24 protein-coding genes are annotated in these 24,964 nt (G+C 68.3%); 19 read left to right on the forward strand and 5 right to left on the reverse strand.

The annotated features are described in order from the left end of the window. Nucleotides 1-60: 60 nt before the first annotated feature. Entirely contained in the window at nucleotides 61-1,596 is a 1,536-nt protein-coding gene (locus AC069I_RS39015; RefSeq protein ID WP_478267607.1) for a PucR family transcriptional regulator, read from the reverse strand. A gap of 175 nt (nucleotides 1,597-1,771) precedes the next feature. On the opposite strand from AC069I_RS39015, the gene AC069I_RS39020 reads away from it, so the two are divergent. The 3 genes from AC069I_RS39020 (at nucleotide 1,772) to AC069I_RS39030 (ending at nucleotide 6,333) form a co-directional block, all read left to right on the forward strand. Next, on the forward strand, nucleotides 1,772-3,340 hold the full coding sequence (locus AC069I_RS39020) for a discoidin domain-containing protein (RefSeq protein WP_478232800.1): 1,569 nt from the start codon (nucleotides 1,772-1,774) through the stop codon (nucleotides 3,338-3,340). 385 nt (nucleotides 3,341-3,725) lie between these two features. Continuing rightward, entirely contained in the window at nucleotides 3,726-5,285 is a 1,560-nt protein-coding gene (locus AC069I_RS39025) for a discoidin domain-containing protein (RefSeq protein WP_478267645.1), read from the forward strand. 16 nt (nucleotides 5,286-5,301) lie between these two features. Further along, the gene (locus AC069I_RS39030; RefSeq protein WP_478228186.1) at nucleotides 5,302-6,333 is read left to right on the forward strand and encodes a TolB-like translocation protein; all 1,032 of its coding nucleotides are present in this window, start codon (nucleotides 5,302-5,304) and stop codon (nucleotides 6,331-6,333) included. Here the strand turns inward: AC069I_RS39030 and AC069I_RS39035 are convergent. Then, nucleotides 6,314-7,312, reverse strand: coding sequence for an Lrp/AsnC family transcriptional regulator (locus tag AC069I_RS39035; RefSeq protein WP_478228187.1), 999 nt, complete (start codon nucleotides 7,310-7,312; stop codon nucleotides 6,314-6,316). The two genes, AC069I_RS39030 and AC069I_RS39035, sit on opposite strands and share 20 nt — an antisense overlap. A 159-nt stretch (nucleotides 7,313-7,471) precedes the next feature. On the opposite strand from AC069I_RS39035, the gene AC069I_RS39040 reads away from it, so the two are divergent. From AC069I_RS39040 to AC069I_RS39060, 5 genes are read left to right on the forward strand one after another with little or no spacing between them, the layout of a single operon-like run. Continuing rightward, nucleotides 7,472-8,980 (forward strand): AbgT family transporter, encoded by a 1,509-nt coding sequence (locus AC069I_RS39040; protein WP_478267646.1) that lies wholly within the window; start codon nucleotides 7,472-7,474, stop codon nucleotides 8,978-8,980. Between the two features lie 50 nt (nucleotides 8,981-9,030). Further along, nucleotides 9,031-10,125 carry a M20 family metallopeptidase gene (locus AC069I_RS39045; protein WP_478228251.1) on the forward strand — a complete coding sequence of 365 codons (1,095 nt, stop codon included), beginning with the start codon at nucleotides 9,031-9,033 and terminating at the stop codon, nucleotides 10,123-10,125. A gap of 55 nt (nucleotides 10,126-10,180) precedes the next feature. Further along, on the forward strand, nucleotides 10,181-10,510 hold the full coding sequence (locus AC069I_RS39050) for a DUF8129 domain-containing protein (RefSeq protein ID WP_478267608.1): 330 nt from the start codon (nucleotides 10,181-10,183) through the stop codon (nucleotides 10,508-10,510). Next, on the forward strand, nucleotides 10,507-10,872 hold the full coding sequence (locus AC069I_RS39055) for a dienelactone hydrolase family protein (protein WP_478267609.1): 366 nt from the start codon (nucleotides 10,507-10,509) through the stop codon (nucleotides 10,870-10,872). Before AC069I_RS39050 ends, AC069I_RS39055 begins: the two co-directional genes overlap by 4 nt. A 20-nt stretch (nucleotides 10,873-10,892) precedes the next feature. Continuing rightward, entirely contained in the window at nucleotides 10,893-11,819 is a 927-nt protein-coding gene (locus tag AC069I_RS39060; protein WP_478267610.1) for a universal stress protein, read from the forward strand. Between the two features lie 8 nt (nucleotides 11,820-11,827). On the opposite strand, the gene AC069I_RS39065 is transcribed toward AC069I_RS39060, so the two are convergent. Continuing rightward, complete coding sequence (locus AC069I_RS39065) at nucleotides 11,828-12,124, reverse strand: DUF3040 domain-containing protein (RefSeq protein ID WP_478228191.1); 297 nt, start codon at nucleotides 12,122-12,124, stop codon at nucleotides 11,828-11,830. A gap of 95 nt (nucleotides 12,125-12,219) precedes the next feature. Here AC069I_RS39065 and AC069I_RS39070 point away from each other — a divergent pair, with 95 nt between their 5' ends. The 3 genes from AC069I_RS39070 to AC069I_RS39080 all read left to right on the forward strand — a co-directional run bounded on the left by AC069I_RS39070 (nucleotide 12,220) and on the right by AC069I_RS39080 (nucleotide 14,977). After that, nucleotides 12,220-13,500, forward strand: a complete 1,281-nt coding sequence (locus tag AC069I_RS39070) for an erythromycin esterase family protein (RefSeq protein WP_478267611.1) — start codon at nucleotides 12,220-12,222, stop codon at nucleotides 13,498-13,500. Between the two features lie 239 nt (nucleotides 13,501-13,739). Next, a complete protein-coding gene (locus AC069I_RS39075) occupies nucleotides 13,740-14,681 on the forward strand; it encodes a glycoside hydrolase family 43 protein (protein WP_478267612.1) in 942 nt (313 codons plus the stop codon). 62 nt (nucleotides 14,682-14,743) lie between these two features. Then, nucleotides 14,744-14,977 carry a DUF6480 family protein gene (locus AC069I_RS39080; protein ID WP_478267613.1) on the forward strand — a complete coding sequence of 78 codons (234 nt, stop codon included), beginning with the start codon at nucleotides 14,744-14,746 and terminating at the stop codon, nucleotides 14,975-14,977. Here AC069I_RS39080 and AC069I_RS39085 read toward each other — a convergent pair. Both AC069I_RS39085 and AC069I_RS39090 read right to left on the reverse strand, forming a co-directional pair. Further along, complete coding sequence (locus AC069I_RS39085) at nucleotides 14,964-15,692, reverse strand: dienelactone hydrolase family protein (RefSeq protein WP_478267614.1); 729 nt, start codon at nucleotides 15,690-15,692, stop codon at nucleotides 14,964-14,966. The genes AC069I_RS39080 and AC069I_RS39085 overlap by 14 nt on opposite strands. Before the next feature lie 10 nt (nucleotides 15,693-15,702). Then, nucleotides 15,703-17,049 (reverse strand): MFS transporter, encoded by a 1,347-nt coding sequence (locus tag AC069I_RS39090; RefSeq protein WP_478232790.1) that lies wholly within the window; start codon nucleotides 17,047-17,049, stop codon nucleotides 15,703-15,705. Between the two features lie 329 nt (nucleotides 17,050-17,378). On the opposite strand from AC069I_RS39090, the gene AC069I_RS39095 reads away from it, so the two are divergent. The 8 genes from AC069I_RS39095 (at nucleotide 17,379) to AC069I_RS39130 (ending at nucleotide 24,963) form a co-directional block, all read left to right on the forward strand. Then, nucleotides 17,379-18,662, forward strand: a complete 1,284-nt coding sequence (locus AC069I_RS39095) for an IS701 family transposase (RefSeq protein WP_478267615.1) — start codon at nucleotides 17,379-17,381, stop codon at nucleotides 18,660-18,662. 403 nt (nucleotides 18,663-19,065) lie between these two features. Then, complete coding sequence (locus tag AC069I_RS39100) at nucleotides 19,066-20,535, forward strand: 2-hydroxymuconic semialdehyde dehydrogenase (protein WP_478267616.1); 1,470 nt, start codon at nucleotides 19,066-19,068, stop codon at nucleotides 20,533-20,535. Then, nucleotides 20,532-21,323: a 2-keto-4-pentenoate hydratase gene (locus tag AC069I_RS39105; protein WP_478267617.1), complete on the forward strand. Its 792-nt coding sequence runs from the start codon at nucleotides 20,532-20,534 to the stop codon at nucleotides 21,321-21,323. Before AC069I_RS39100 ends, AC069I_RS39105 begins: the two co-directional genes overlap by 4 nt. Continuing rightward, nucleotides 21,320-22,252: an acetaldehyde dehydrogenase (acetylating) gene (locus AC069I_RS39110; protein ID WP_478228199.1), complete on the forward strand. Its 933-nt coding sequence runs from the start codon at nucleotides 21,320-21,322 to the stop codon at nucleotides 22,250-22,252. Before AC069I_RS39105 ends, AC069I_RS39110 begins: the two co-directional genes overlap by 4 nt. Next, entirely contained in the window at nucleotides 22,249-23,256 is a 1,008-nt protein-coding gene (dmpG, locus tag AC069I_RS39115) for a 4-hydroxy-2-oxovalerate aldolase (RefSeq protein WP_478228200.1), read from the forward strand. Before AC069I_RS39110 ends, dmpG begins: the two co-directional genes overlap by 4 nt. After that, nucleotides 23,253-24,020: a 2-keto-4-pentenoate hydratase gene (locus AC069I_RS39120; protein WP_478267618.1), complete on the forward strand. Its 768-nt coding sequence runs from the start codon at nucleotides 23,253-23,255 to the stop codon at nucleotides 24,018-24,020. The genes dmpG and AC069I_RS39120 overlap by 4 nt, the downstream gene beginning before the upstream one ends. After that, nucleotides 24,017-24,445, forward strand: coding sequence for a RidA family protein (locus tag AC069I_RS39125; protein WP_478267619.1), 429 nt, complete (start codon nucleotides 24,017-24,019; stop codon nucleotides 24,443-24,445). The genes AC069I_RS39120 and AC069I_RS39125 overlap by 4 nt, the downstream gene beginning before the upstream one ends. Continuing rightward, complete coding sequence (locus tag AC069I_RS39130; protein WP_478228203.1) at nucleotides 24,442-24,963, forward strand: 3-hydroxyanthranilate 3,4-dioxygenase; 522 nt, start codon at nucleotides 24,442-24,444, stop codon at nucleotides 24,961-24,963. Before AC069I_RS39125 ends, AC069I_RS39130 begins: the two co-directional genes overlap by 4 nt. The last annotated feature ends 1 nt before the right edge of the window (nucleotide 24,964 follow it).

Below are 24,964 nucleotides of genomic sequence, written 5' to 3' on the forward strand. Positions count from 1 at the left end.
TCCGGACGGTGGAGATTGTCCGGTTCCGACAATCCGGGCGGGTCGGTTTGGCCGGAACGGTCAAGGGGCCGGATCGGACACGGCCAGCTCGATGATCATCGCCAGCCGTTTCGCGGGCTGGTCGAGGCGGAGTTCGGTCACCTCCGCCATCTTCCGGAGCCGGTAGCGGATCGTGTTCGGGTGGACTTCCAGCCGCTCGGCGGCCTCCGCGAGATCCCCCTGTGCCTCGAGCCAGGCACGCAACGTCGCGACGTAACTGGTGGCGTTGGCACTGTCGTGCCCCCGCAACTCGGTGATCGGGCCGCGGGCCGGAGCCCTGCCGGACGCCGCGGCGGCTCGCAGCCGTTGCACGAGGATGTCGTCCCAGGCCTCGTCGTAGGCGATCGCGGATTTCGTGCCCGGCCGCACAGCGTGCAACGCAAGGCATTCGTCCGCTTCCAGCCTGCTGGCCGGCAGTTCGGCCGACGCCGCGCCCGCACCGATCCCGGCCAGCATCGTCACCTGCCGGGGCAGCGCCTCGCGGATCGAACGCACCCATGCCCTGGCCGCCCCGACGTCGTCCCCGGGCAGGACCGTGTAGACGGTGTTGCTGAACAACGTGCTGCGGCCGGGCCGTGACCAGCCGAAACCCGTCGTCGCCCGCTCGAACGCGAGCAGGAGCGCGGCGTGACGCTCGTCGCCGATATGGGCCTGGAGCGCGATCACCCGGAACCGGCCGGGAGGCAGGCCGAGCCTGCTGAGCACGGCGGCGGCGTCCGGCGTTCCCTCCACCAGCCGGATCACGAGATCGGACTCGACCTGCCGCTCCAGGTCCGCGCTCGCCCGAGACCGCAGGAGGTGCAGGCCGACGGTGCGCGAGCTGTCCCGCAGGACCGCGCGCCGCGCGTCGGTCAACGGCCGGTCGCATTCCACCCAGATCGAGCCCAGTAGCTCCCGGCCCGCGCGGACCGCGACGACCATGCGCCCGGTCAGTCCGTGTTCGGGATCGGCTTCGACGAACAGCGGCTCGTCGGATTCCGCGAGATGCGCGAACACGCCGCGCCGTTCGAACAGTTCGCGGACCGGTTCCGGTACCCGCCTGCCGAGGATCGTCTCCAATCGCGCCCGGTCGGCCAGGTGCTGCCGGCTGGAGTAGGCCAGGACCCGGGAGAGGCGGTCCTCGATGGTCACCGCGCTGCCGAGCGCGTCCGCCAGGCTGTCGGCCAGCGCGAACAGATCGGTCGGACCGCGTCCCGATTCGGTTTCGCGGCCTTCCAGGACGAGGCCGTAGACGACGCCGGCGAGCTGACCCCAGGACACATCCGGCTCCACCAGCAGCACCGCGACGCCGCCGCGCTCCGCACGTTCGGCCGCCGCGGGATCGGCCGCCGACCCGCGGACCAGGACGACCGATGCCCGTGCCGCCGCGGCCAGCTCGACGGCCGTCGGGACGGAGTCCGTCCCGACGGCGAGGTACACGTCCCCGCGCAGGTCGCGGGGGTCGGCGGCGTCGTGCATCACCACATCGCGCAAGGCCGCCTCGCGCGACACCGGGCAGCACCACAGCCGTGCCCCGTACCCACCCAAGACGTTCACGAGCCGATCCAGCGTCACCATGGCCGCGACCCTGCCATCAAATGGTGCCGGGCACGACGCGTTCACCCGTTGACTGTGAGTTTAGGAACCTTTTACACTGCGATCGTTAGGAAACTTACTTAACTAAAGCGACTCCGGCTGACAAGTCGCCGCCCACCGCCGGTACTCGCCGACTCCGCAACGTCGAGGAGTTCGCATGAAACGGAGAACACCCCTGGCCGGTGTCGCGGTGGCGACGCTGGCCCTGCTGGGGCAGACCTTGATCTCGTCGGGTACCACCGCGCAAGCGGAATCACTGCTGTCCGGGGGCAAACCGACCACGACCTCGTCGGTCGAGGGCGTCGAGTTCGGCGGCGCCAACGCCGTCGACGGCAACGCCACGACCCGGTGGGCGAGCGAGGAGATGGTCGATCCGCAATGGATCGCCGTCGACCTCGGCGCCACCGCGACCGTCACCAAGGTCAGACTGAACTGGGAAGTCGCCTACGCCAAGACGTACAAGATCCAGGGCTCGGCCGACGGCAGGACCTGGACCGACATCAAGTCCGTCGTCGACGGCGACGGCGGCATCGACGAACACCTCGGCCTCAACGCCACCGCACGCCACATCCGCGTCCACGGCACGGCTCGCGGCACGACCTACGGCTACTCGTTGTGGGAGCTGGAAATCTACGGTGATCGCGTCGGCGGCGGTGACACGCAGGCGCCGACGGTGCCCACGGGTCTCGCCACGAACGCCACCACGACGGACAGCGTCACCCTCGGCTGGACCGCGTCCACCGACAACGTCGGGGTCACCGAGTACGAGGTGCTCCGCGACGGGAACGTCGTCGGGACCACGGCGACGACCACCTACACCGACAGCGGCCTGGCGTCCGGAGTGGAGTTCGGCTACTCCGTGCGGGCACGGGACGCGGCGGGCAACGTCTCCGCGGCGAGTCCGGTGATCAGGGCCGCGACCCAGCCGGGCGGCACCGGCCCCGTCACCCTCGCGCTCGCGGGTGACATCGCCAACCCGGAGCTCTTCTCCACGCACCAGGGGACCGCGAACCAGGTCGCCAGAATCAACCCGAAGTACGTGCTGACCGTCGGCGACAACCAGTACCACAAGGGCACCATCTCCGAATACCGCTCGCACTACGACAAGACGTGGGGCAAGTTCAAGAGCATCACCAAGCCCACAACGGGCAACCACGAATGGGACGACCAGCTCAGGGGCTACAAGGAGTACTTCGGCGCGATCGCGTACCCGCAGGGTTTGCCGTACTACAGCTACGACATCGGTGACTTCCACTTCGTCGCGATGGACTCGAACCCGATCTACACCGGCGGTGGGTCCGACCAGGTGACCTGGCTGCGCAACGACCTGGCGAAGAACACGAAGTCCTGCGTCATCGGGTACTGGCACCACCCGCGCTTCAACTCGGGGAACTCCGGGGACAAGAGGCAGATGGCGCCGCTGTGGAACGAGATGGCCAACGCGAAGGCGGACATGGTGATCACCGGACACGATCATCACTACGAGCGGACGAAGCCGCTGGACGTCAACGGCCACGTCGACGAGGCCAACGGCGTCCGCTCGGTCATCGCCGGCATCGGTGGCGACTACCTCTACACGGACTACAGGGCGCGTGAAGGGGTCGAGAAGATCCTCGCCAAGCACGGGGTGATGAAGCTGATGCTGAACGGGAAGTCCTACTCCTGGGAAATCCACGACACCAACGGGAATGTGCTCGACAAGGCGGGACCGTACACCTGCCGCTGATCGCCGTGGTCCGGTGCCGAACGCGGCACCGGACCCGGTGTCGTGAGTGGCGAGTTTCGGACTGACCACGGGAGCCCGCCGGGCGTTAAGTGTCCACAAGGGACACTTTCGGACGGTGATATGTCTTGTTCGTGTATGAATGTGCGGTTTTCGAGCGAGGTCGTGAGTGATAATGACGGTTAGAACGCTCATTACCACTCACGACCCCGCGCAAAGTGTCCAAAACGAACATTACTGCCTGGCCGGCGTCCCTTGTGGATGGTCAAGAACGCGCCAGGCTCCACCGCCGACTCGCCATCGGTAGCCCCTAGTCAAGACATGACACATTGCTTACCCCTCAACATGAAACACGCCTTAAGTCCATCCAGGAGTACAGGTGAATCGAATGGTGAAGCCGGGCACCGCCGCGATCGCGGCGATCGTCCTGCTCGCTCAGCCCGTGATCGCTTCCAGTGCCGCGGCCGGACCGGCGGAATCCCTGCTGTCGGTCGGCAAACGCACCACGACCTCCACCGTGGAGAGTGAGGGTTTCAGTGGCGCGCTCGCCGTCGACGGCGATTCGACGACCCGTTGGGCCAGTCTGGAGAGCGATCCACAGTGGATCGCGGTCGACCTCGGCGGTCCGGCGGACATCAGCCGGATCAAGGTCTTCTGGGAATCAGCCCACGCGAAGGACTATCAGGTCCAGGCGTCCGACGACGGCCAGAACTGGCGCGACGTGAAAACCGTGGTGGGCAGCGACGGCGGCCTCGACGAGTTCACCGGGCTGAACACCTCGGCCAGGCACGTCCGGATCTTCGGCACGGCGCGGGCGACCGTTTACGGGTACTCGCTGTGGGAGCTGGAGGTCTACGGCGTCCGGACCGGTGACGGCGACATCCAGCCGCCGTCGGTGCCGACCGGGCTCCGGCAGACGTCGTCCACCACCGAAAGCATCACGCTCGGCTGGACCGCGTCCACCGACAACGTCGGGGTCACCGAGTACGAAGTCCTGCGCAACGGCAACGTCATCGGCCGGTCCACGACGACTTCCTACACCGACACGTCGCTGGCGTCGGGCTTCGACTTCCAGTACGCGGTGCGGGCGCGCGACGCGGCGGGGAACCTGTCCGGATCGACCGTGCCGGTGAAGGCGTCCACCCGGCCGACGGCGTCCGACGGCATCGTCATCGCGCTCGCCGGCGACATCGCCAAGGCGGAGCTGCCGTCCGAGCACCAGCGGACGGCGGAGCTGGTGAGCAAGATCAACCCCCGGTACGTGCTGACGGTCGGCGACAACCAATACGTCGACGGCACCATCGAGGAGTTCCGGACCTATTACGACAAGACCTGGGGCAAGTTCAAGAAGATCACCAAACCCACACCGGGCAACCACGAGTGGAACAACGAGCTGGCGGGATACAAGCAGTACTTCGGGAAGATCGCGACACCGAAGGGGAAGCCATACTACAGCTTCGACGTCGGCGCCTTCCACTTCGTCGCGCTCGATTCGGACCCGGTGTACAACGGCGGGGGCGCCGAGCAGGTGGCGTGGCTGCGCAAGGATCTGGCGAAAACGAAGAAGTCCTGTATCGCCGGATACTGGCACCACCCGCGCTTCAACTCGGGGAATTCCGGCGACGCGAAGAGTATCGCGCCGTTGTGGAACGAGCTGGCCAGGGCGAAGGCGGACGTAGTGTTCGCCGGGCACGATCACCATTACGAGCGGACGAAGCCGCTGGACGTCAACGGGCATGTCGACGAGGCCAACGGTATGCGGTCGGTCATCGCCGGTATCGGCGGAGACAGTCTCTATCTCGATTACAAGGCCCGTGAAGGCGTGGAGAAGATCCTGGGCAAGCACGGGGTGATGAAGCTGGTGCTCAAGGGGAAGACCTATTCCTGGGAGATCATCGGCACCAACGGGGAACTGCTTGACAAAGCGGGCCCGTACACCTGCCGGTGACAGGAAAGGGGACGGAATGAAGCTCCCGGTGAAGTTCGTCGTGGCGCTGGCGGGTGTCGCCGCGCTCGCCGCCGCCTCGGTGGTGTACGTGGTGCAGGCCAAGGCGAACAGCCCCGAGCGGCGGACGGCCGACGCGGCGGTCGCGGTGGATTCCTCGGGGCGGGTCGTACTGAGCGAGCCGGGGAGGCTGCTGTTCCGCAACGGCGCGCCGGGGCCGGGGTACGGGAACGTCGCATCGGTCCCCGTTTTCGAACCCGGGGGCCCGCGACGGATCAGTTCACTCGGCTGCGAACGGTTCTACACGGCGGTCGACGGCGGCCTGTGCCTGGCGAAGGAACCCACGCCGCTGCCGGGCGCGGTCGCCAAATTCGTCGACTCCGCGCTCGGCGAGGTCAAGCGCGTCGACGTCCCCGGCATCCCCAACCGCGCGAAACTCTCACCCGGTGGCCGGATGGGGAGCTGGACCACCTTCGTGACCGGTGACTCGTACTCGACGCCCGGCACCTTCTCGACGCGAACGGCCATCATGGATCGCGAACGGAACGAGCTTTCGAGCAATATCGAGGGCATCCCGCTGCGGATCGGGGACGCGGTCCACCGGGGCGAGGACGTCAACTACTGGGGTGTCACGTTCGCCACCGACGAGCGGACGTTCTTCGCCACGGTCGCCACCGGCGGGCGGACCTATCTCGTGGAGGGCGACAACGAGGCGTGGAAGGCGCGCACCCTGCGGGAGAACGCGGAATGTCCGTCGTTGTCGCCGGACGGCACGAAACTCGCGTTCAAGAAACGCGTGGCCGACGGCGACGTCCGGCCTTGGCGGGAGCATGTGCTGGACCTGACCACGATGCGGGAGACCCCGCTCGCGGAGGCGCGCAGCATCGACGACCAGGTGGTCTGGCTCGACAACGACACGATCGCCTACGGCCTGCCGCGCGGGGACGGCAAGGAAAGCGACATCTGGTCCGTGCCCGCCGACGGCACCGGATCACCGCGCCTTCTGGTCCCCCTGGCGTCGTCGCCGTCGGTCACGACGGCTCGTCGATAACGGCGAATCTCCCGTCCTCCCGGTACAGCCAGTACCGGCGCAGCATGCGCAACACCACGGAGACCTGCAGTGCGGTGATCCCGGGTAAGGGAGCGAGGTCCCTGGTGAGGAAGTCGGCCATTTCGTCCTCGTTCCGGAACACGCCCTGGTGGATGACCGAAGCGGTGCCGGCGACGATCGACACGTACCGCGCCGACGGATGCCGCGCCAATTCCCGGGCCACGGCCTGGATGGCGCCCGGGGTGATGGTCAGCGCGATGACCGCCTCCAGTTCGTAGCCGAGCTGCGCGGGTTCCACCTCGACGCGTGGCCGGACGATGCCGCGCCGCAACGTCGACTGGATCAGCCGGTAGGCGGTGGACTGGCTGAGGCCGAGGCTCCGGCCCGCTTCGGCCGCGGTGATCCGCCCGTTCCCCGCCAGCAGCCCGATGAGCCGCCGCTCGTCCGAGCCCACCTCGTCGGCGTCGAATCCGTCCGGCGCGGCCGGTATCACCTGATCGCGGGACAAGATCTTCTGCTGCTCTTCGCTCAGCCGGTGCAGACGCCAGGAGTCGGCCCTGGTCAGCGCCCGCAGCACCAGTTCCGAATGGGTCCCCGCCACGCCCGGCACCCCGGGGATGCGCTCGGCGAGCAGTTCGCGTGCCTCGGCTCGGTCCGGAACGTGCACGGCCAGGTAGACGTCCGACCGGCCCGCCGTCTCCGCCGCGAGCTGGACCTCGGGAAACCGCGCGAGCGCCTTCGCCGCCGAACCGGACGCGCCCGGTTCGGTCGTGACCCAGACATGCCGCGGGTTTCCGCGAGCCCTCGCCGTCCACTCGACCTGGCCGATCACCCGGAGGATCCGCTGTTCCTCGAGGCGGACCAGCCGTCGTCCCACCGTGCTGGCGGAGACGTCGAGCGCCTCGGCGAGCGTGGCAACCGAGGCGCGCGGGGCGATCTGGAGCGCCGCGATCAGGTCCAGCTCGGGTTCGGTCAACATGAGGTGAATATATCAGTCATCTGGCGCGCCTATGTGACTGTTCCGTGCGGAATACAGTTCAGGGTTGCACTATTCGTTCGCTTGAGTTTGTAATGGGCCTCCGATCAGGAAGGAGCCGCGCCGGTGAGTTCCAGCCAGGCCAGAACGACCTCACGTCCGATGAACCTCCTGCTGCGCGCGCTCGACGGCGTCGAGCGGCTCGGCAACAAGCTGCCGCACCCGTTCTGGCTCTTCGTCATCCTGAGCGCAGTGCTGGCTCTGGCCAGCTGGGGGCTCAGCGCGGCCGGGGTGTCCGCGGTGAACCCGGCAACGGGCAAGACCGTCGAGGCGAAGAACCTGTTGTCCTCAGACGGCGTGCGGATGATGGTGACCGACGCGGTCAAGAGCTACACGTCCTTCCCGCCGCTGGGCACGATCCTCGTGGTGATGCTCGGCGTGGCGGTCGCCGAGAGGTCCGGTCTGCTCGCGGCCGTGCTCCGGTCCGGTGTTTCGAAGGTCTCGCCGCGGTGGGTGACCTTCGCGCTGGCATTCACCGGAATGGTGTCCCACGTCGCTTCCGACGCGGCCTACGTGGTGCTGATCCCGTTGGGGGCCTTGGCCTTCCGCGCGGTGGGGCGCAGCCCGATCCTGGGTATCGTGGTCGCGTTCGTATCCATCTCCGCCGGGTACGACGCGAGCCCGCTGATCACGCCGACCGACGCCATCCTGTCCGGGCTGACCACGGCGGCGGCGCAGACGATCGATCCGGCCTATTCGGTCACGCCACTGGCCAACTACTTCTTCTCGCTCGCCTCGTCGGTCGTGCTGGCCGCGGTGATCACGCTCGTGACCGAGAAGGTCCTGGCGCGGCGCGCCGAGGCGATGCCCGTCGACGACGACGCGGAGGAGGACGATCTCGGCTCGCTCCAGCTCAGCCGCCAGGAACGACGGGGCCTACTCGCCGCGCTCATCGCGCTGGCCGTCTTCGTGATCGCCCTCGTGCTGGCGGTGCTGCCCGCGTCGTCGCCGTTACGCGGCAAGGGCGGAAGCATCATCGAGTCACCGTTGCTGACTTCCATCTCGATCTTCCTCGCGCTGGGTTTCCTCGCGGCGGGCTGGGCCTACGGAAAGGTCGCAGGGACGGTGACCAGCAGCCGCGACATCCCGGGGTTCATGGCACACGGATTCCGCGAGATGGCGCCGATCCTGGTGCTGTTCTTCGCCATCTCCCAGTTCCTGGCCTACTTCAAGTGGACCGGTATCGGCGAGATCACCGCGATCAACGGCGCCGGTCTGCTCAAATCCGCCGGCGTCTCCGGACCGGTCATCATGCTGGGCATCCTCGTCGTGGTGACCCTGGTGAACCTGGTCGTCACCAGCGGCTCCGCCCAATGGGCGCTGATCGGCCCGGTGTTCGTGCCGATGCTGATGCTGCTGGACATCCCGCCGGAGACCACGCAGGCGCTGTACCGCATCGCGGACTCGTGCACGAACGCGATCACCCCGATGAGCCCGTACTTCGTGATGGCGCTGGGTTTCCTGCAGCGTTATCGGCGTTCGGCGGGGATCGGCACGCTGTTCTCGATGACGGTCCCGCTCTCGTTCGCCCTGCTGGTGGTGTGGACGTTGCTGTTCTTCGTGTTCTGGGTGTTCGGCATCCCGCTCGGCCCCGGTGCCCCCGCTCGGTAGAAAGGATTCTCTTGTCACACACGGATTGGTCCCGCCAGGCACTGCCGGCCATGCTCGACGATCTGCGGACGATCGTCGAACTGGAGACGCACAGCTACGACAAGCCGATGCTGGACAAAGGCCTCGACACGATCCGGGCCTGGGTCTTCGACCGCCTCGGCGCACCCGATGCCGAGGCCCGCCACACCGACACGGTCCGCGGCGACGTGCTCGAACTGAGCTATGCGGGGACGGCGCCGGGAATGGTGCTGCTGCTGAGCCACTACGACACGGTCTGGCCGACCGGGACGCTCGCCGGATGGCCGTACACCGACGAGGACGCCCGCGTCACCGGGCCGGGCGCGTTCGACATGAAACTCGGCTTGGTGCAGTCGGTCTGGGCCTTGCGAGGCCTCCGCGAACTCGGCCTTCCGCATCCGTCGGTCAAGTTCCTCTTCAACGGCGACGAGGAGATCGGCAGCCCCCACTCGCGGCCGTACATCGAAGCGGCCAGTGAAGGCGCGCTGGCCACGCTTGTCTTCGAGGCGTCACTGGACGGCAAGCTGAAGACCGCGCGCAAGGGGGTCGGCCTGTTCGACGTGACCGCCACCGGCGTCGAGGCGCATGCGGGCCTGGACCCGTACGCGGGAGCGAGCGCGATCCACGCCCTCGCCGAGATCGTCGGACAGCTGGCGGCCGCGGGCTCGCGTGAACACGGGACCACGGTCAACGTCGGCACCATCTCCGGCGGTACCGGTCGTAACGTCACCGCGGGCGGCGCGAGCTGCGGCGTCGACATCCGCGTCGCCGAACCGTCCGAAATGGACCGGATAGACAAGGTGTTCGCCGGCCTGGAGGCCGCCGATCCTCGCGTGACCGTCTCGGTCGAAGGGGAGTGGAATCGACCACCGATGACGCCGAACGACCCGTCGCGGGCGCTGTTCGCGACCGCTCGGAAGGTGGCCGCCGAAGAGGGCTGGGAGCTGGAGGAGACCGCGGTGGGAGGGGCGAGCGACGGCAACTTCGTGTCCGCGCTGGGCCGCCCGGTGCTCGACGGGCTCGGTGCGGTCGGAGGCGGCGCCCACGCGCGCGACGAACACATCCTCGTGAGGCACATCCCGGAACGGACGGCGCTGACGATCGGGCTGATCGCGGCACTCGCCTGAAGAGTTTGCCCGCCTCCCGCGGGGGTATCCCCGGAGCTGTCGAAAGGAGGTCACGATGGCCGACCACTTGCCGTTGGCGAATTACGACGAACTGCCCGCGGGGACGCTTCAGCACCGCATCCGTGCACTGACGGGGCCACAGCTGCGCGAACTGATCGACTACGAGCAGGAACACGGTGGGCGTACTCGGGTCCTCGAGTTGCTGCGGGTCCGTCTCGACGAGGTCGTCGCCGATAATCGTGCGGTGGCCGGAGTGCTGCAGGACAACCGGTTCGCCACGCTGTTGCTGAATCTGCTGACCGAGGACGAGAACGCGCCGACCGGAGCACCGGCGAGTTGCGCTTCGACATTCCGCTCCTCGCCGACCGAGTGGTCACCGCGGTGAACAAGATCGGGCACCACGAGGTGGTCCGCGGCTTGCCGATCGGGTTGTTCGGTGCCAGTACGGGTGCCGCGGCGGCGCTGATCGCCGCGGCCAGGGAGAAATCCGTTCGTGCCGTGGTGTCCCGTGGTGGCAGGCCGGACCTGGCGAGCGGCGCCTTGACCGAGGTGAGAGCTCCGACGCTGCTGATCGTCGGCGGCCTTGACCATCCGGTCCTGGAGCTGAACCGGCTCGCCGCCGGGCGACTCGTCGCGCCGAACCGCATCGAGGTGGTGGCCGGGGCCACCCATCTGTTCGAAGAACCGGGAGCGCTGGCCGAAGTGGCGAGGCCGGCGACGGACTGGTTCGACCGGCACTTGCCATGACCGGCAGGACGTGAGCAGTGATGTCAGCACCGGAATCCACCATGGACAAGGGAGCCGTCGTAACCGGCTACGACGGCTCCGAAGAAGCACGGAAGGCCGTGCGCTGGGCCGCGGGGGAAGCCGCTGCCCGCGGCTGTGGATTGGTCGTAGCCCACGTCGTCGGGTTCCCGTCCGTACCCGAGGCGGTCCCGGGTGGCGGGGCGTGGCCGCGGCCGGGGTTTCTCGAAGCAGGTCAGGAAACAGCACAGCGGCACGCCGAAGCCATGCTCGGCGACATCGCGCGGGAATGCCGCCGAGCATGGCCGGATCTGGCCGTTTCGACCCGGCTGTTGTCCGGCCGCGCACCCGACGCGCTGGCCCGTGCCGCGGAGAACGCGGATCTGCTGGTCATCGGGTCGTCGGGGCTCACCGCGCTGCCGAGGCTCCTGGTCGGGTCGACGGCCAACGAACTCCTGCACGACTACCACCGGCCCATCGTGGTGGTACGAGCCGGTGACGAACCGCCGGCGGACTGCGATCGGAAGGTCGTGGTCGGCGTCGACGGATCCGAGACCAGTGTGGAGGCCATCGGGTTCGCCTACGACTTCGCCGACCGGCACGGCTGTGTGCTGGTGGCCTTGCACGTCTGGTCCGATCTTCCGCTCGAAGCGATGGCGGTGAGTCCTACCGAGCACGACAGGGAGATCATCGAGGAACGGGGAAAGCCCCTGCTCGACGAATCGCTGGCCGGATATCGGGAACGGTATCCGGACGTCCCCGTCCACCGGGTGATCGCCGTGGACCGGCCCGCTCATGCGCTGGCGGAGCAAGCCGAGTGTGCCGCGCTGCTCGTCGTCGGCAGTCATGGACGCGGACCGCTCCGCCGTGCTCTGCTCGGATCGGTCAGCCGGGCCATGGTTCACCACGCGCCCTGTCCCGTCGCCGTGGTCCGTCACCACAAGGACTGAGACCGGTGTCAGGGCCCGGAACCACTTCGATCCGCGGAGTCGGCCGGCTTCGTCCGGAAGGTGTTGTGCGTCCACACGAGCGCGCTCGCGGCGGCGACTCCGCCCAGGAACACCAAACCCCTGTCGCTGAAGAGGCCCACCATGATCATGAGGATCGCGGTGACTTCGGCGACGACGAGCACGGCCCACCAGGTCTGGACGCTCGCCGGACGCTTCACCTGGTCGAAGGCCGCCACGAGGTCGGGATCGCTCGCGGTCAGGTCTTCCTCGATCTTCTGCAGGACGCGGCGGTCTCGGTGTAGCACGATGCCTCCTTTGTCGTCGTGTACCCGCGCGTACCCGTCGAGGCCCGGAACAAACAGGCCGGTTCGCGGCGTCGGCTTCCGGGGAGCCGAACGCCATGGACCCGGTGTCGGAGGCAAGGCGGGCGGCGTGGCCACTCCGTGATCCGCGAGATCTGGACGAGGTGCTGGAGAGGACCTCGTCAGCTCGATATGTGCTGATCGGCGAGGCGTCGCACGGTACTTCGGAGTTCTGCTCGTGGCGCTCCGAACTGACGAAACGGCTGCTGGCCGAACAGGATTTCGCTTTCGTAGCCGTGGAAGGTGACTGGCCGGACTGCCATCGGCTGCACTGCTGCGTGGCAGGCGCTCCGGGTACGGCGGACGATCCGGCCGAGGTGCTGGGGGAGTTCGACCGGTGGCCACGATGGATGTGGGCGAACGAGGAAGTGGCCGGATTCGCCCGGTGGCTGCGCGGGTTCAACACTTCACGACGGCGACCGGCCGGCTTTCACGGTCTCGACGTCTACGGCCTGTGGGAGTCGCTGCACGCCGTGCTGGACTACCTGCGGGCCCACGAACCCCGCAGCGTGGACACCGCATTGGCGGCGCTCCGGTGTTTCGAGCCCTACGCCGACCCTCAGGACTACGCGTTCGCGACCCGGGTCGTGCCCGAGACCTGTGAGAGCGACGTCGCCCGCATGCTCGCCGAGTTGCGTCCCGTTCTCGACGAAAGCTCGTTGCCTGGGCTGGACGAGTCCTTCTTCGCCTGGCAAAACGCCGAAGTGGTCGCCGGCGCGGAGCGGTATTACCGGGAGATGATGCGCGGCGGCGGCCGGTCCTGGAACCTCCGCGATCACCATATGGCCGACACCCTCGACCGCCTGATGGCCGCCTATGGGCCGAAGGCGAAAGCCGTGGTGTGGGCGCACAACACACATGTCGGTGATGCCCGGGCGACCGACATGGCGGCCGCGGGGACGGTGAACCTCGGGCAGCTGGCCCGCGAACGGCACACCGCCGACGACGTCGTGCTCATCGGGTTCGGCACCCATCGGGGGAGGGTGATCGCGTCGGACTTCCGGGGCGGGCCAATGCGTCGGATGCCGGTGCCGGAAGCCCGTGACGGGAACGTCGAGGACTTGCTGCATCAGGCTGTTCCGGACGACGACGCGGTCTTCGTCGTGCCGGGTGACTCATGGGCCGGACAGGTTCGCGGACATCGGGCGACCGGCGTCGTCTACCGCCCGCTCAGAGAATGGGCAGGCAACTACGTACCCACGATTCTCGGCCGCCGATACGACGTGTTCCTTCATTGCGACCACACCGACGCGGTCCATCCGCTGCATCGGCTCGAGCCTGTCGACGGTGAACTGGAGACGTATCCGTTCGCGGAATGACGGGAAGCTCTCTCAACCAGCGGTCGGCCACTCGCGGCTGAGCACGTCTCCCGGAGAACTCCGCGACCTGGCTGGTCAGCGCTCATGATACGCACATGCTTACGATCGCGGTTCGCGCCGACTACCCGAAGTCCCACGGATGAATCCCGCGGGACCGGGTGAACGACCAAGTACACGCTTCCCGGTGGCAGGGCCCCGGTGACGCTGCCGACCGCGTCGTCCCGTCGACAGAATCGGTCATGAAGTTCATGCATCGCCTCTTGACCCTCGCCGTGGTCATGGCCGCGACACTTCTCAGCTCGCCTCCGGCCTCCGCCATCGGCACACCGAGGCTGCTCATCGGACAGGACTTCCCGGACCCCGACATCGTCAAGACCGACTCCGGCTACTTCGCCTTCTCCACGAGCACCGGTGCGGTGAAAGTGCCCTATGCGCACGCTCCGGCGCCGGAAGGTCCGTGGCGGGTGGCCGGTGACGCTCTCGCGGCCGCACCGCGGTGGGCGAAACCGGACAGCGGGTCCTGGGCTCCCGATGTGACCCGGCTTTCCGACGGTACGTTCCTGCTCTACTTCTCGGCGGCGGTGGCTCCCGGAGGGGAGATGTGCATCGGCGTCGCGACCGCCGCGAAGGCCGAAGGGCCGTACACGCCTGCCGGAGACGGTCCACTGATCTGTGTCCCCGGCGACGGCGGTGACATCGACCCGCAGACCTTTGTGGACTCGGACGGCTCGCGGTACCTGATCTACAAGAGTGACGGCGCGGCGGTCGGTCCGCCTGCCGCGATCTGGTCACAGAAACTGCTCGCCGACGGGCGGACACCGGACGGTCCGCGGATCGAGCTCCTGCGCGCCGATCTCGTGTCGGAGAACGCGGTCGTCGAAGCACCGTCGGTGGTGAAGACGGCGAGCCGGTACTTGTTGTTCTACTCCGCCGACACGTTCCAAAGTTCCGGCTACCACACGGGATATGCCTCCGCGCCCGCGCTGAGCGGGCCGTTCGTGAAAGCCGGTACACCATTCCTGTCCACCGATCTGCTCGGCGGCAAGGTCGACGCACCGGGCGGGGCTGACGTCGTCGACGGCCATATCCACTTCCACGGCTGGCTCGGGGGTGGCCGCACCGCCCGCGGGATGTACCAGCTGCCCATCGGATTCCCGAACGATGTTCCCCAGCTCGGCTGAGAAGGTTTCATCGCCGGCGTTCGGGTATCCGCACGGTGAAACCGACCGAAGGAGCACCGGCGATGACAGCCCAGCCGCCCGACCCGGAACCCGAGAAAACACACCGCGAACCAGGAGGTGGTGTCGCACCGGGCGACACGCCGCCCGACTCGGCTCAGACGTCAGGGCTATCGCATCCGCAGCCGATGCCCTCCAAGGCGATGCCTGTCGCCTGGCTGATCCTCACCGGTGTTCTCGTCGTCCTGGCGAGCGGGTTCGTCGTCGCGCTGGCGCTGGGATGGCTCAAGCTGGGCTGACCACGGGCAGGCATTCGTCGAGCAGGCCGACGACGTCGCGCCACGCCCGTTCCGCGTGCCGCGCGTGGTAGGCGACGCCCGGGAGCACGGCGTGGTCGACCGTGGGATGATGGAAGGCGTGCTGGGCGCCGCCGTAGACCACGAGCCGCCAGTCGACGCCCGCCTCCTGCATTTCCGCGGTGAACGCCTCCCGCTGCGCGGGCGGCATGATCGGGTCTTCGGATCCGACCCCGGCCCAGACCGGGCAGCGGATACGCGCCGCGTCGCCCGGACGGCCCGTGGTCAGTGCGTTGACCGTCCCGATCACGCGCAGGTCGACACCGTCCCGGCCGAGTTCCAGCGCGATCGCGCCGCCGGTGCCGTAGCCGATGGCGGCGATCCTGTCCGGGTCGGCCCGCGGCTCCGACCGCAGCACGTCGAGGGCCGCGTGGCCGATCTCCCGCATCCGGTCCGGGTCGGCGAGCAGGAGCATCGCATACGCCAGCATCTCGTCGGGGTCCGAGAACCAGCGCCCGCCGTTGATGTCGAAGGCCAGCGCCACGTACCCCAACCCGGCGAGAGCGTCGGCCCGGCGTCGCTGGAAATCGTTCAGCCCCGGTCCTTCCGGCCCGATCAGGACCGCGGGACGGCGGTCGGCACCGGTAGGGAGCGCGAGGTGCCCGACCATCGTCAGTCCGTCGGCGGGGTACTCGACCGTGCGTGTGGTGACCGGCATGAACCGGACTCTAATGATCGCCGGACCCGGCCGGGCGGGTGTTCACGGACAGCGGAACCACGTCGTGCGGTCCGTCCACTGTGGATTCCTCGGCGCGAGAAGGGATGAGGCGGAACAGAGCCATCGCGCTGATCATGCTGACGCCGCAGATCGCGGCCAGGTACCAGGTGATGCCGGCGGTCGAGCCGGTGGCGTTGAGCACCGCGGTGGCGATCATCGGAGCGAGCCCGCCGCCGAGGATCGCACCGCCCTGCAGCAGCAGGGACATACCGGAGAACCGGACGTTGACCGGGAAGGTGTCCGCGATGATCGCGCCCTGCACGCAGTGGGTGATCGGGACGACCAGGCCCATACCCGCCAGCGCGAGCATCGCGAGAACGGTGTTCCCGGTGTTCAGCAACGGGAAGAACGCGAGGCACCACAGCAGGAGCGCGGCCGACCCGGCGACGAACATGGTGCGCCTGCCGTGGCGGTCGGCGATCCGGGTCCAGATCGGAATGGTGGCGAACCACAGCACGGCCGATCCGGTCACCGACAGGATCAGGAACTGCCGGTCGTAGTGGAGGTTCTGGGTTCCGTAGGACAGGGTGAAGACCATGAACACGTAGGCGACCGCCGAGTTCGCCACGCCGACCAGCAAGGTGAGCGCGAGCCTGCCGAAGCCGACCTTGAGTGCCGCGCCGAGCGGGAACCGGACCACCTTGTCGTCCTGAGCCGCCCGGGTGAACGACGGTGATTCGGTGATCCTCAGCCGGATCATCAGGCCGATCGCGACCAGTACGAAGCTCAGGAGGAACGGGATTCGCCAGCCCCACGCGGCGAACGCGCTCGCGGGCATCAGCGCACTGCTACCGAGGAACAGCAGATTCGCCAGCACCAGACCGGCGGGCGTGCCCATCTGCGGGAAGCCGGCATACCGGTTCCGTTGATCGGCGGGCGCGTGTTCCATCGACATCAGGGTCGCTCCCGCGCCTTCGCCGCCGAGCCCGATGCCCTGCACGATCCGCATCGCGACCAGCAGGATCGGCGCCCAGATGCCGATCGCCTCGTAGTTCGGGATCAACCCGATCAACGTGGAGCCGACGCCCATCAACATCAGCGACACCACCAGCGTGGACTTGCGGCCGATCCGGTCGCCGAAGTGGCCGAACACCAGACCGCCGAGCGGGCGGGCGATGAACCCGACGGCGAAGGTGCTGAACGCGGCGAGGGTGCCGACCGTGGGGCTCAGCGAGGGGAAGAACTGCTTGTTGAAGATCAGCGCGGACGCGGTGCCGTAGAGGAAGAAGTCGTACCACTCGAGGGTGGTCCCGGCGAGTGTGGCGGCGGCGATCTTGCGGGGCGCGGGTGCGTTCATCTGCGAAAACCCAATCGACTCGGGCGACAGCCGATCGCGGCTGCTGGCGATTGGGCAGAAGCCTGACACCGTGAGGCATAGGCCACAAATGCCGAATTGGCGGTCTGCCATGTCTAAATGGGCATAGCTTGGGTGGGTGGGGATGCGCCCGGTCCCGCAACACGCTCGCTGGACCGTCGTGAGTGGCGTTTCGGGTTCTAATACTCCAGCTGTAGATCGTGATTGTGCTGGTCGCCCCGGTGAGATGGGTGCGGCCACCGCAGTGATCATGGGTGTTTGTGAGGACAACTCAAGATCGTGTGGTGGCCGCGGCTGCCAGCGTAGACCTTGTGCGGTGGCAGGCGTTGCTGGGTGAGGCGTTGGTCAGGATCGGGGGCCGGTTTTCCCGGGTGGAGCCGCGGCGGCGGGCCGGGCGGTTCGTGGCGGGGCTGTTGTCGGGGTTGCCGCGGGTGAATTGCTGGACGATCGCCGAGCGGGTCGGGGACCGGACTCCGGATGGGATGCAGCATCTGTTGTCGCGGGCGGTGTGGGACGCGGACATGGTCCGTGATGACCTGCGGGGTTGGGTGCTGGAGCACCTCGCGGACCGGGACGCGGTGCTGGTCATCGACGAGACCGGGGATCTGAAGAAGGGCGACCGGTCGGTCGGGGTGCAGCGCCAGTACACCGGGACGGCGGGGCGGATCGAGAATTCGCAGATGTCGGTGTTTTTGACCTATTCGGCGCGGCGCGGGCACACGCTGATCGACCGGGAGCTCTACCTCCCGGCAGGCTGGTCGCGGGACCCGGTGCGGCGGGAACGCGCGGGTGTCCCGGCCGGGACCGGGTTCGCTACGAAGTCGGCGCTGGCCTTGTCGATGATCATCCGGGCGTTGGACGCGGGCACGCCCGCGAAATGGGTGACCGGGGATGAGGCCTACGGCAAAGACGGCACCGGGCTGCGGGACCCGCTCGAGACCCGGGAACAGGCCTATGTGCTGGCCGTGGCCTGTGACCACCGTGTCCCCGGCCCGGACGGCTACGTCCGCGTCGATGAGCTGGCCGGCCGGCTCCCGGAACGGGCGTGGCAGAAACTCTCCGCCGGGCCCGGCGCGAAAGGACATCGCTATTACCTCTGGACACGGATCCGGCTGAACCCGGCCGGGGAATCCGGGCATCGCTGGGTCTTGATGCGCCGGAACCGGCGGACCGGCGAGACCGCGTTCTACCGCTGCTACAGCCCGAACCCGGCGTCGCTGCCCGAGCTCGCCCGGATCGCGGGGCGACGCTGGACCATCGAGGAAGCCTTCCAGACCGGCAAAGAACTCACCGGCCTCGACCAGCACCAGGTGAGGACCTGGACCTCTTGGTATCGCTGGACCACGCTGGTGATGCTCGCGCACGCTTTCCTCGCCGTCGCTGCCGCTCACGCCCGCACGGACGCCACGCCGGGCCTGATCCCGTTGACACGCAACGAGATCAGGCACCTCTACAGCAAACTCGTCATCGAACCGGCCTACGCCACGATCAACGTTCTGGGCTGGTCGGAATGGCGCCGCCGACACCAGCACCGAGCCAAAACAAGCCACTACCAGCGACGACAGCACGATCACGATCTACAGCTGGAGTACTAACCCGAATCGCCACTCACGAGGCGTTCGGTGGGCTCGGTACCGGAGCGCCGATGTCGGCAAGGTGTGAAGGTCGAGTTTCCTCGGCTGAGCCGAGGGAAGGGGGCCTGCACGCGCGGCCGCTGCGCCTGCTGTGGTCGCTGGTGTACCTGGGACGAGAGCGGCGACCCTCAAGGTAGTGAAGGCCTCCTTCACTACCGTCAGGGTAGGTAAGGAGGCCTTCACGGACCAGGCCCGGGGTGGCGTTCGCGTGGCTGAGTGGACGACTCCACGAGTCGTACGTCCAAGCACGCGTGTCGTCCATCGCGAACCTCCGGAACCCAACGCTGCGATATGCCCTCCAGGGTATAGCTAGCGAGCAGATACGCATTTGTTCCGCATGGCGCGGCCCGTCAGAGTGAACGCCATGACGCAGTCAGTGCGGTGGATCCGCAACTTCGTGGACGGTGAGTTCGCCGCGCCGGACGGGCCGGGGTTCCCGGCGGTCGATCCGGCGACCGGCGCGGAGTTCGCCCGGGTGCACGAGGCCGACCGGGAGCTGGTGCACCGCGCGGTCACCGGTGCGCGCGCCGCGTTGCACAACGGCTGGGCGGACACTCCGGTGCGGGAGCGGACCGCGTTGCTGCGCCGGGCGGCCGACCGGATCGAGGCCCGGTTCGAGGAGTTCGTCGCGGCCGAGGTCGCGGACACCGGGAAGCCGGTCACCCAGGCCCGCGAACTGGACGTGGCCCGCGCGGTGGCGAACTTCCGCACGTTCGCCGACGTGATCGCGGCCGCCGGCCAGGAATCGTTCGTCACCGATCTGCCCGGTGGGGCGCAGGCGCTGAACTACGCGGTGCGCAAGCCGCTCGGTGTGGTCGCGGTGATCGTGCCGTGGAACCTGCCGCTGCTGTTGCTGACCTGGAAGGTCGCGCCCGCGCTCGGCTGCGGCAACGCGGTCGTGGTCAAGCCGAGCGACCAGACCCCTTCCACGGCGACCCTGTTGGCCGAAGTACTGGCCGAAGTCGGCCTGCCCGCGGGTGTCTACAACGTGGTGCACGGGTTCGGGGGCGACTCGGCGGGCCAGTTCCTGACCGAGCATCCCGGTATCGACGGGGTGACGTTCACCGGCTCGTCGGCCACGGGAACCCAGGTGATGCGCACGGTAGCGCCCCGGGTCCGGCCGGTCTCGTTCGAGCTTGGCGGTAAGAACGCCGCCATCGTGTTCGAGGACGCGGATCTCGACGAGACGCTCACCGGGCTGACCCGGTCGGTGTTCGCGAACACCGGGCAGGTGTGCCTGTGCACCGAGCGGGTGTACGTGCAGCGTTCGGTGTTCGAGGACGTGGCGGCAGGGCTGGTGGAGCGGGCGCGCGAGCTGCGGCTCGGCGACCCTTCGGCGGAGGAGACCACCACCGGCCCGCTGATCTCGCCGGAGCACCGGCGCAAGGTGCTGGACTACCTCGCGCTGGCCGAGCAGTCCGGCGCCAAAACCCTGACCGGCGGCGGGATTCCCGAGCTAGGACCGGAACTCGACGGCGGCTCGTGGCTGGAGCCGACCCTGTGGACCGGCCTGACCAACAAGGACCTGCCGGTGCGGGAGGAGATCTTCGGCCCGGTGGCCGCGCTGATCCCCTTCGACACCGAGGCCGAGGCGATCACGTTGGCCAACGACACCGAATACGGGCTGGCTTCCTCGGTGTGGACACAGGACCTGCGCCGGGGGCACCGGGTCGCGCAGGCCATGCACGTCGGCATGTCCTGGGTGAACACCTGGTTCCTGCGCGACCTGCGCTCGCCGTTCGGCGGAATGGGGCTTTCCGGTATCGGCCGGGAGGGCGGCGCGTCTTCGCTGCACTTCTACACCGAGCCGACGAATGTGTGCGTGCGGCTGTGAGCGCGCCGATCGAGGCGGCCGCCGCCCGTCTCACGACCGCGGCGAGCACCGCGACCCCGTGCCCGCCGGTGCGGGAATTCCTGGGCATGCAAGACGTCGACACCGCCTATGCGGTGCAGCGCAGACTGCGTGACGAGCGGGTCGCGGCGGGTGCCAGGGTGGCCGGGGCGAAGATCGGGCTGACGGCGCCTTCGGTGCAGCGGCAGTTCGGCGTGTACCAGCCGGACTTCGGCGTGCTCTTCGACGACATGCTGTACGCGCACACCGAACCCGTTCCGTATCGGCGGTTCCTGCAACCCCGCGCCGAGGGCGAGATCGCGTTCGTGCTCGGCCGCGATCTGGACGTGCCGGGCGCCTCGGTCGTGGACGTGCTGCGGGCGACGGAGTTCGTGCTGCCCGCGATCGAGATCGTGGACTCCCGGATCGAGGCCTGGGATCTGTCCATCGTGGACACGGTGGCGGACAACGCGTCCAGTGGCGCGGTGGTGCTGGGATGCACCCCGGTCTCGTTGACCGGCCGGGATCTCGCCGCGATCGGGATGACGTTGGAGCTGGACGGTGAACCGGTGTCGTACGGCGCGGGCCACGCCTGCCTCGGCTCGCCGGTGGTCGCGGTCGCTTGGCTGGCTCGCGAGCTGGCCGCCCGCGAGCAGCCGTTGCGCGCGGGCGATGTCGTGATGTCCGGGGCGCTCGGCCCGATGGTGCCGGTCACGGGAGCGGGCCGGTTCCGGCTGCGGCTGGACGGGCTCGGCGAGGTCGACGCGGTGATCGAGGAGGAGACTCAGTGACAGCAACGGTTCCGGTCGCCGTCATCGGCTCCGGCAACATCGGCACCGATCTGATGATCAAGGTGCTGCGGTTGTCGAAGACGCTGCGGATGGCCGCGATGGCGGGTATCGACCCGGCCTCGGACGGGCTGGCCAGGGCCGCCAGGCTCAAGGTGGCCACCACCCACGGCGGTATCGACGGCCTCGCCGGGCTGCCGGAGTTCGCCGACGTACGGGTGATCTTCGACGCGACCTCGGCGGGTGCGCACCGGCGGCACGCCGAGGTGGCCGAGGCGCACGGCAAGCTGATGATCGACCTGACCCCGGCCGCGCTCGGTCCGTTCGTGGTGCCGCCGGTGAACCTCGACGAGCACCTCACCGCGCCGAACGTGAACATGGTGACCTGCGGCGGACAGGCCACGATCCCGATCGTGGCCGCGGTGTCCTCGGTCGCCCCGGTCGCGTACGCGGAGATCGTCGCGTCCATTTCGTCCCGCTCGGCAGGGCCGGGAACCAGGGCGAACATCGACGAGTTCACCGAGACCACCGCGGCCGCGATCCGCGAGGTCGGCGGTGCCGCGATGGGCAAGGCGATCATCGTGCTGAACCCGGCCGACCCGCCGATCGTCATGCGCGACACGGTGTACTGCCTGGTCGAGGGGGAGCCGGACCGGGAGAAGATCGCGGCGTCGGTCCGGCAGATGGCCGAGCAGGTGCGCGAGTACGTGCCCGGCTACGCCCTGAAACAGGAAGTGCAGTTCGACCAGGTGCACCGGCAATGGGTGCCCGAGCTCGGCCGGGAGATCTCCGGGTTCAAGGTCTCGGTGTTCCTCGAAGTGCTCGGCGCGGCCCACTATCTGCCGGACTACGCGGGGAATCTCGACATCATGACCTCGGCGGCGCTGCGCACGGCCGAGCGGATCGCCGAACTGAGGGGGTGGCTCGTATGAAGGTCTACCTCCAGGACGTGACCTTGCGCGACGGCATGCACGCGATGGGGCACGCGTACACAGTGGACCAAGTCCGGCGGATCGTGTCCGCCGTGGACAAGGCCGGGGTGGCGGCGATCGAGGTCGCGCACGGCGACGGGATCGGCGGGTCCAGCGCGACGTACGGATTCGGCGCGCACACCGACGCGGAATGGATCACCGCGGCCGCGGAAGTGATCGAGAACGCCACGCTGACCACGTTGCTGCTGCCCGGCATCGGCACCATCGGCCAGCTGCGCCGCGTCCGCGACCTCGGGGTGCGCAGCGTGCGGATCGCCACTCACTGCACCGAGGCCGACGTCGCCGCACAGCACATCGCCTGGGCCCGCGAGCAGGGCATGGACGTGTCCGGATTCCTGATGATGAGCCACCTTTCCACGCCGGCCGCGCTCGCCGAACAGGCCAGGCTGATGGAGTCCTACGGCGCGCACTGTGTGTACGTCACCGATTCCGGTGGGCGGTTGACGTTGGGCGGGGTCGCCGAGCGGATCGACGCGTACCGGCAGGTGCTCGGCCCGGAGACGGAGATCGGCATCCACGCGCACGAGAACCTTTCCCTCTCGGTGGCGAACAGCGTGACCGCGGTCGAGCACGGCGCCTACCGGGTGGACGTCGCGCTGGCCGGGCAGGGCGCGGGGGCGGGCAACTGCCCGGCCGAGCCGTTCGTCGCGGTCGCCGACCTGCTCGGCTGGGAGCACGGCGCGGACCTGTTCGCGTTGCAGGACGCGGCGGACGATCTGGTCCGCCCGCTGCGGGAACGGCCGGTCCAGGTGGACCGCGAGACACTCACCCTCGGTTACGCCGGGGTGTACTCGAGCTTCCTGCTGCACGCCGAACGCGCGGCCGCGCGCTACGGACTGGACACCCGGCGGATTCTCACCGAGGTCGGCAGGCGGAAGCTGGTCGGCGGGCAGGAGGACATGATCGTGGACATCGCACTCGACCTGGTACGGAGCGGCACATGATGGCCACCGCGGAGATCTCGGCGCTCGCCGATCGGCTGGACACCGCGCGGACCACGTGCGCGGACACGCCGAGCCTCGCCGACGATCACGAGATCGGCATCGCCGACGCGTACGCGATCCAGGCCGAGCTGGTGGCCCGCCGAGAGGCGCGTGGCGAGCGGGTGCTCGGCGTCAAGCTGGGGCTGACCAGCAAGGCGAAGATGGCGCAGATGGGTGTGTCCGAGGTGATCGCCGGCAGGCTCACCGACGAGATGCGGGTCGCCGACGGCGGCGAGGTCTCGTTGGCGGGCTTCATCCATCCGAAGGTCGAGCCGGAGGTCGCGTATCGGCTGGCCCGAGACGTCGACTTCAACGACCCCTCGTTCGATGTGGAGTCCGCTGTGGATGCGATGGCGCCGGCGATCGAGATCATCGACTCCCGATACCGGGACTTCCGGTTCACTTATACCGATGTGGTCGCGGACAACACTTCGGCTGCCGGGTTCGTGCTCGGACCGTGGCGCGCGTTCGGGGAGGCAGCGAACCGGGCGGTGCGGCTGCGGTCCGGGGACCGTGAGGTGATCGGCTCGACGGCGGCGATCCTCGGCGATCCGGTGCGCGCGCTGCACGCGCTGGTCGAGCTGTGCCGGAAACGGGACATCCCGTTGCTGGCCGGGCAGGTGGTGCTGGCCGGGGCGGCGACCGAAGCGGTGCCGTTCGCGCCTGGCGTCGCCGAGGCGGACATCGCCGGACTCGGCCGTGTTTCGATACGGGGGCTGGCATGAGCGGGCGGGTGATTTCGGGGCTGGCCAAGCCGAGGGGCCGGTTCCCGCATGTGAAGGTCGCGGGAGATCTGGTCTTCGTGTCCGGTACCAGCTCCCGACGCCCGGACAACACGTTCGCCGGCGTCGAGGTGGACGAACTCGGCACCACGAACCTGGACATCCGGGCACAGACCCGCGCGGTGATCGAGAACATCCGCGGCATCCTGCACGACGTCGGCGCCGACCTCGCCGACATCACACAGATCACCACCTTCCTGGTTTCGATGAACGATTTCGGCGGCTACAACGAGATCTACGGCGAATACTTCGACGAAACGGGCCCTGCCCGCACGACGGTCGCGGTGCATCAGCTGCCGCATCCGCATCTGCTGATCGAAATCCAGGCAATCGCTCATCTACCGAATAACACGGAGGTCCCGCGATGACCGACATTCCCGAGGTCGTCAATTTCCAGGCCTGGATCGCCGAGCACGAGCATCTGCTCAAGCCGCCGGTGAACAACCGGACCATGGCGCTCGGCAACGATTTCATCGTGCAGATCGTCGGCGGGCCGAACCAGCGCACCGACTTCCACGTCGACCCCTATGAGGAATGGTTCTACCAGCTCAAGGGCAACATGCACGTGGACATCATGACCGGCGAAGGCCAGAAGACCATCCGCATCTCCGAGGGCGACACGTGGCTGCTGCCGGGCGATATCCCGCACTCGCCGCAGCGCCCGGAGGCCGACTCGATCGGCCTGGTCATCGAACGCGTCCGTGAGGAGGGCACGCTGGAGAAGTTCCAGTGGTACTGCCTCGAATGCGCCGCGCTGGTGCACGAGGTGGAACTTCAGGTGCGCGACATCGTCGAGGATCTGCCACCGGTCTTCACCGCCTTCTACGGTGACGAGCAGGCCCGCACCTGCGGCGGCTGCGGCGCCCTTCACCCCGGGAAGGGCTGAG

The organism is Amycolatopsis sp. NPDC043885 (assembly GCF_056435685.1).

Coding starts and splice junctions, on each gene's coding strand:
- AC069I_RS39015 (WP_478267607.1), bottom strand. CDS start 1,596: ATGGTGACGCTGGATCGGCTCGTGAACGTCTTGGGTGGGTACGGGGCA.
- AC069I_RS39020 (WP_478232800.1), top strand. CDS start 1,772: ATGAAACGGAGAACACCCCTGGCCGGTGTCGCGGTGGCGACGCTGGCC.
- AC069I_RS39025 (WP_478267645.1), top strand. CDS start 3,726: ATGGTGAAGCCGGGCACCGCCGCGATCGCGGCGATCGTCCTGCTCGCT.
- AC069I_RS39030 (WP_478228186.1), top strand. CDS start 5,302: ATGAAGCTCCCGGTGAAGTTCGTCGTGGCGCTGGCGGGTGTCGCCGCG.
- AC069I_RS39035 (WP_478228187.1), bottom strand. CDS start 7,312: ATGTTGACCGAACCCGAGCTGGACCTGATCGCGGCGCTCCAGATCGCC.
- AC069I_RS39040 (WP_478267646.1), top strand. CDS start 7,472: ATGAACCTCCTGCTGCGCGCGCTCGACGGCGTCGAGCGGCTCGGCAAC.
- AC069I_RS39045 (WP_478228251.1), top strand. CDS start 9,031: ATGCTCGACGATCTGCGGACGATCGTCGAACTGGAGACGCACAGCTAC.
- AC069I_RS39050 (WP_478267608.1), top strand. CDS start 10,181: ATGGCCGACCACTTGCCGTTGGCGAATTACGACGAACTGCCCGCGGGG.
- AC069I_RS39060 (WP_478267610.1), top strand. CDS start 10,893: ATGTCAGCACCGGAATCCACCATGGACAAGGGAGCCGTCGTAACCGGC.
- AC069I_RS39070 (WP_478267611.1), top strand. CDS start 12,220: ATGGACCCGGTGTCGGAGGCAAGGCGGGCGGCGTGGCCACTCCGTGAT.
- AC069I_RS39075 (WP_478267612.1), top strand. CDS start 13,740: ATGAAGTTCATGCATCGCCTCTTGACCCTCGCCGTGGTCATGGCCGCG.
- AC069I_RS39080 (WP_478267613.1), top strand. CDS start 14,744: ATGACAGCCCAGCCGCCCGACCCGGAACCCGAGAAAACACACCGCGAA.
- AC069I_RS39085 (WP_478267614.1), bottom strand. CDS start 15,692: ATGCCGGTCACCACACGCACGGTCGAGTACCCCGCCGACGGACTGACG.
- AC069I_RS39090 (WP_478232790.1), bottom strand. CDS start 17,049: ATGAACGCACCCGCGCCCCGCAAGATCGCCGCCGCCACACTCGCCGGG.
- AC069I_RS39100 (WP_478267616.1), top strand. CDS start 19,066: ATGACGCAGTCAGTGCGGTGGATCCGCAACTTCGTGGACGGTGAGTTC.
- dmpG (WP_478228200.1), top strand. CDS start 22,249: ATGAAGGTCTACCTCCAGGACGTGACCTTGCGCGACGGCATGCACGCG.
- AC069I_RS39120 (WP_478267618.1), top strand. CDS start 23,253: ATGATGGCCACCGCGGAGATCTCGGCGCTCGCCGATCGGCTGGACACC.
- AC069I_RS39125 (WP_478267619.1), top strand. CDS start 24,017: ATGAGCGGGCGGGTGATTTCGGGGCTGGCCAAGCCGAGGGGCCGGTTC.
- AC069I_RS39130 (WP_478228203.1), top strand. CDS start 24,442: ATGACCGACATTCCCGAGGTCGTCAATTTCCAGGCCTGGATCGCCGAG.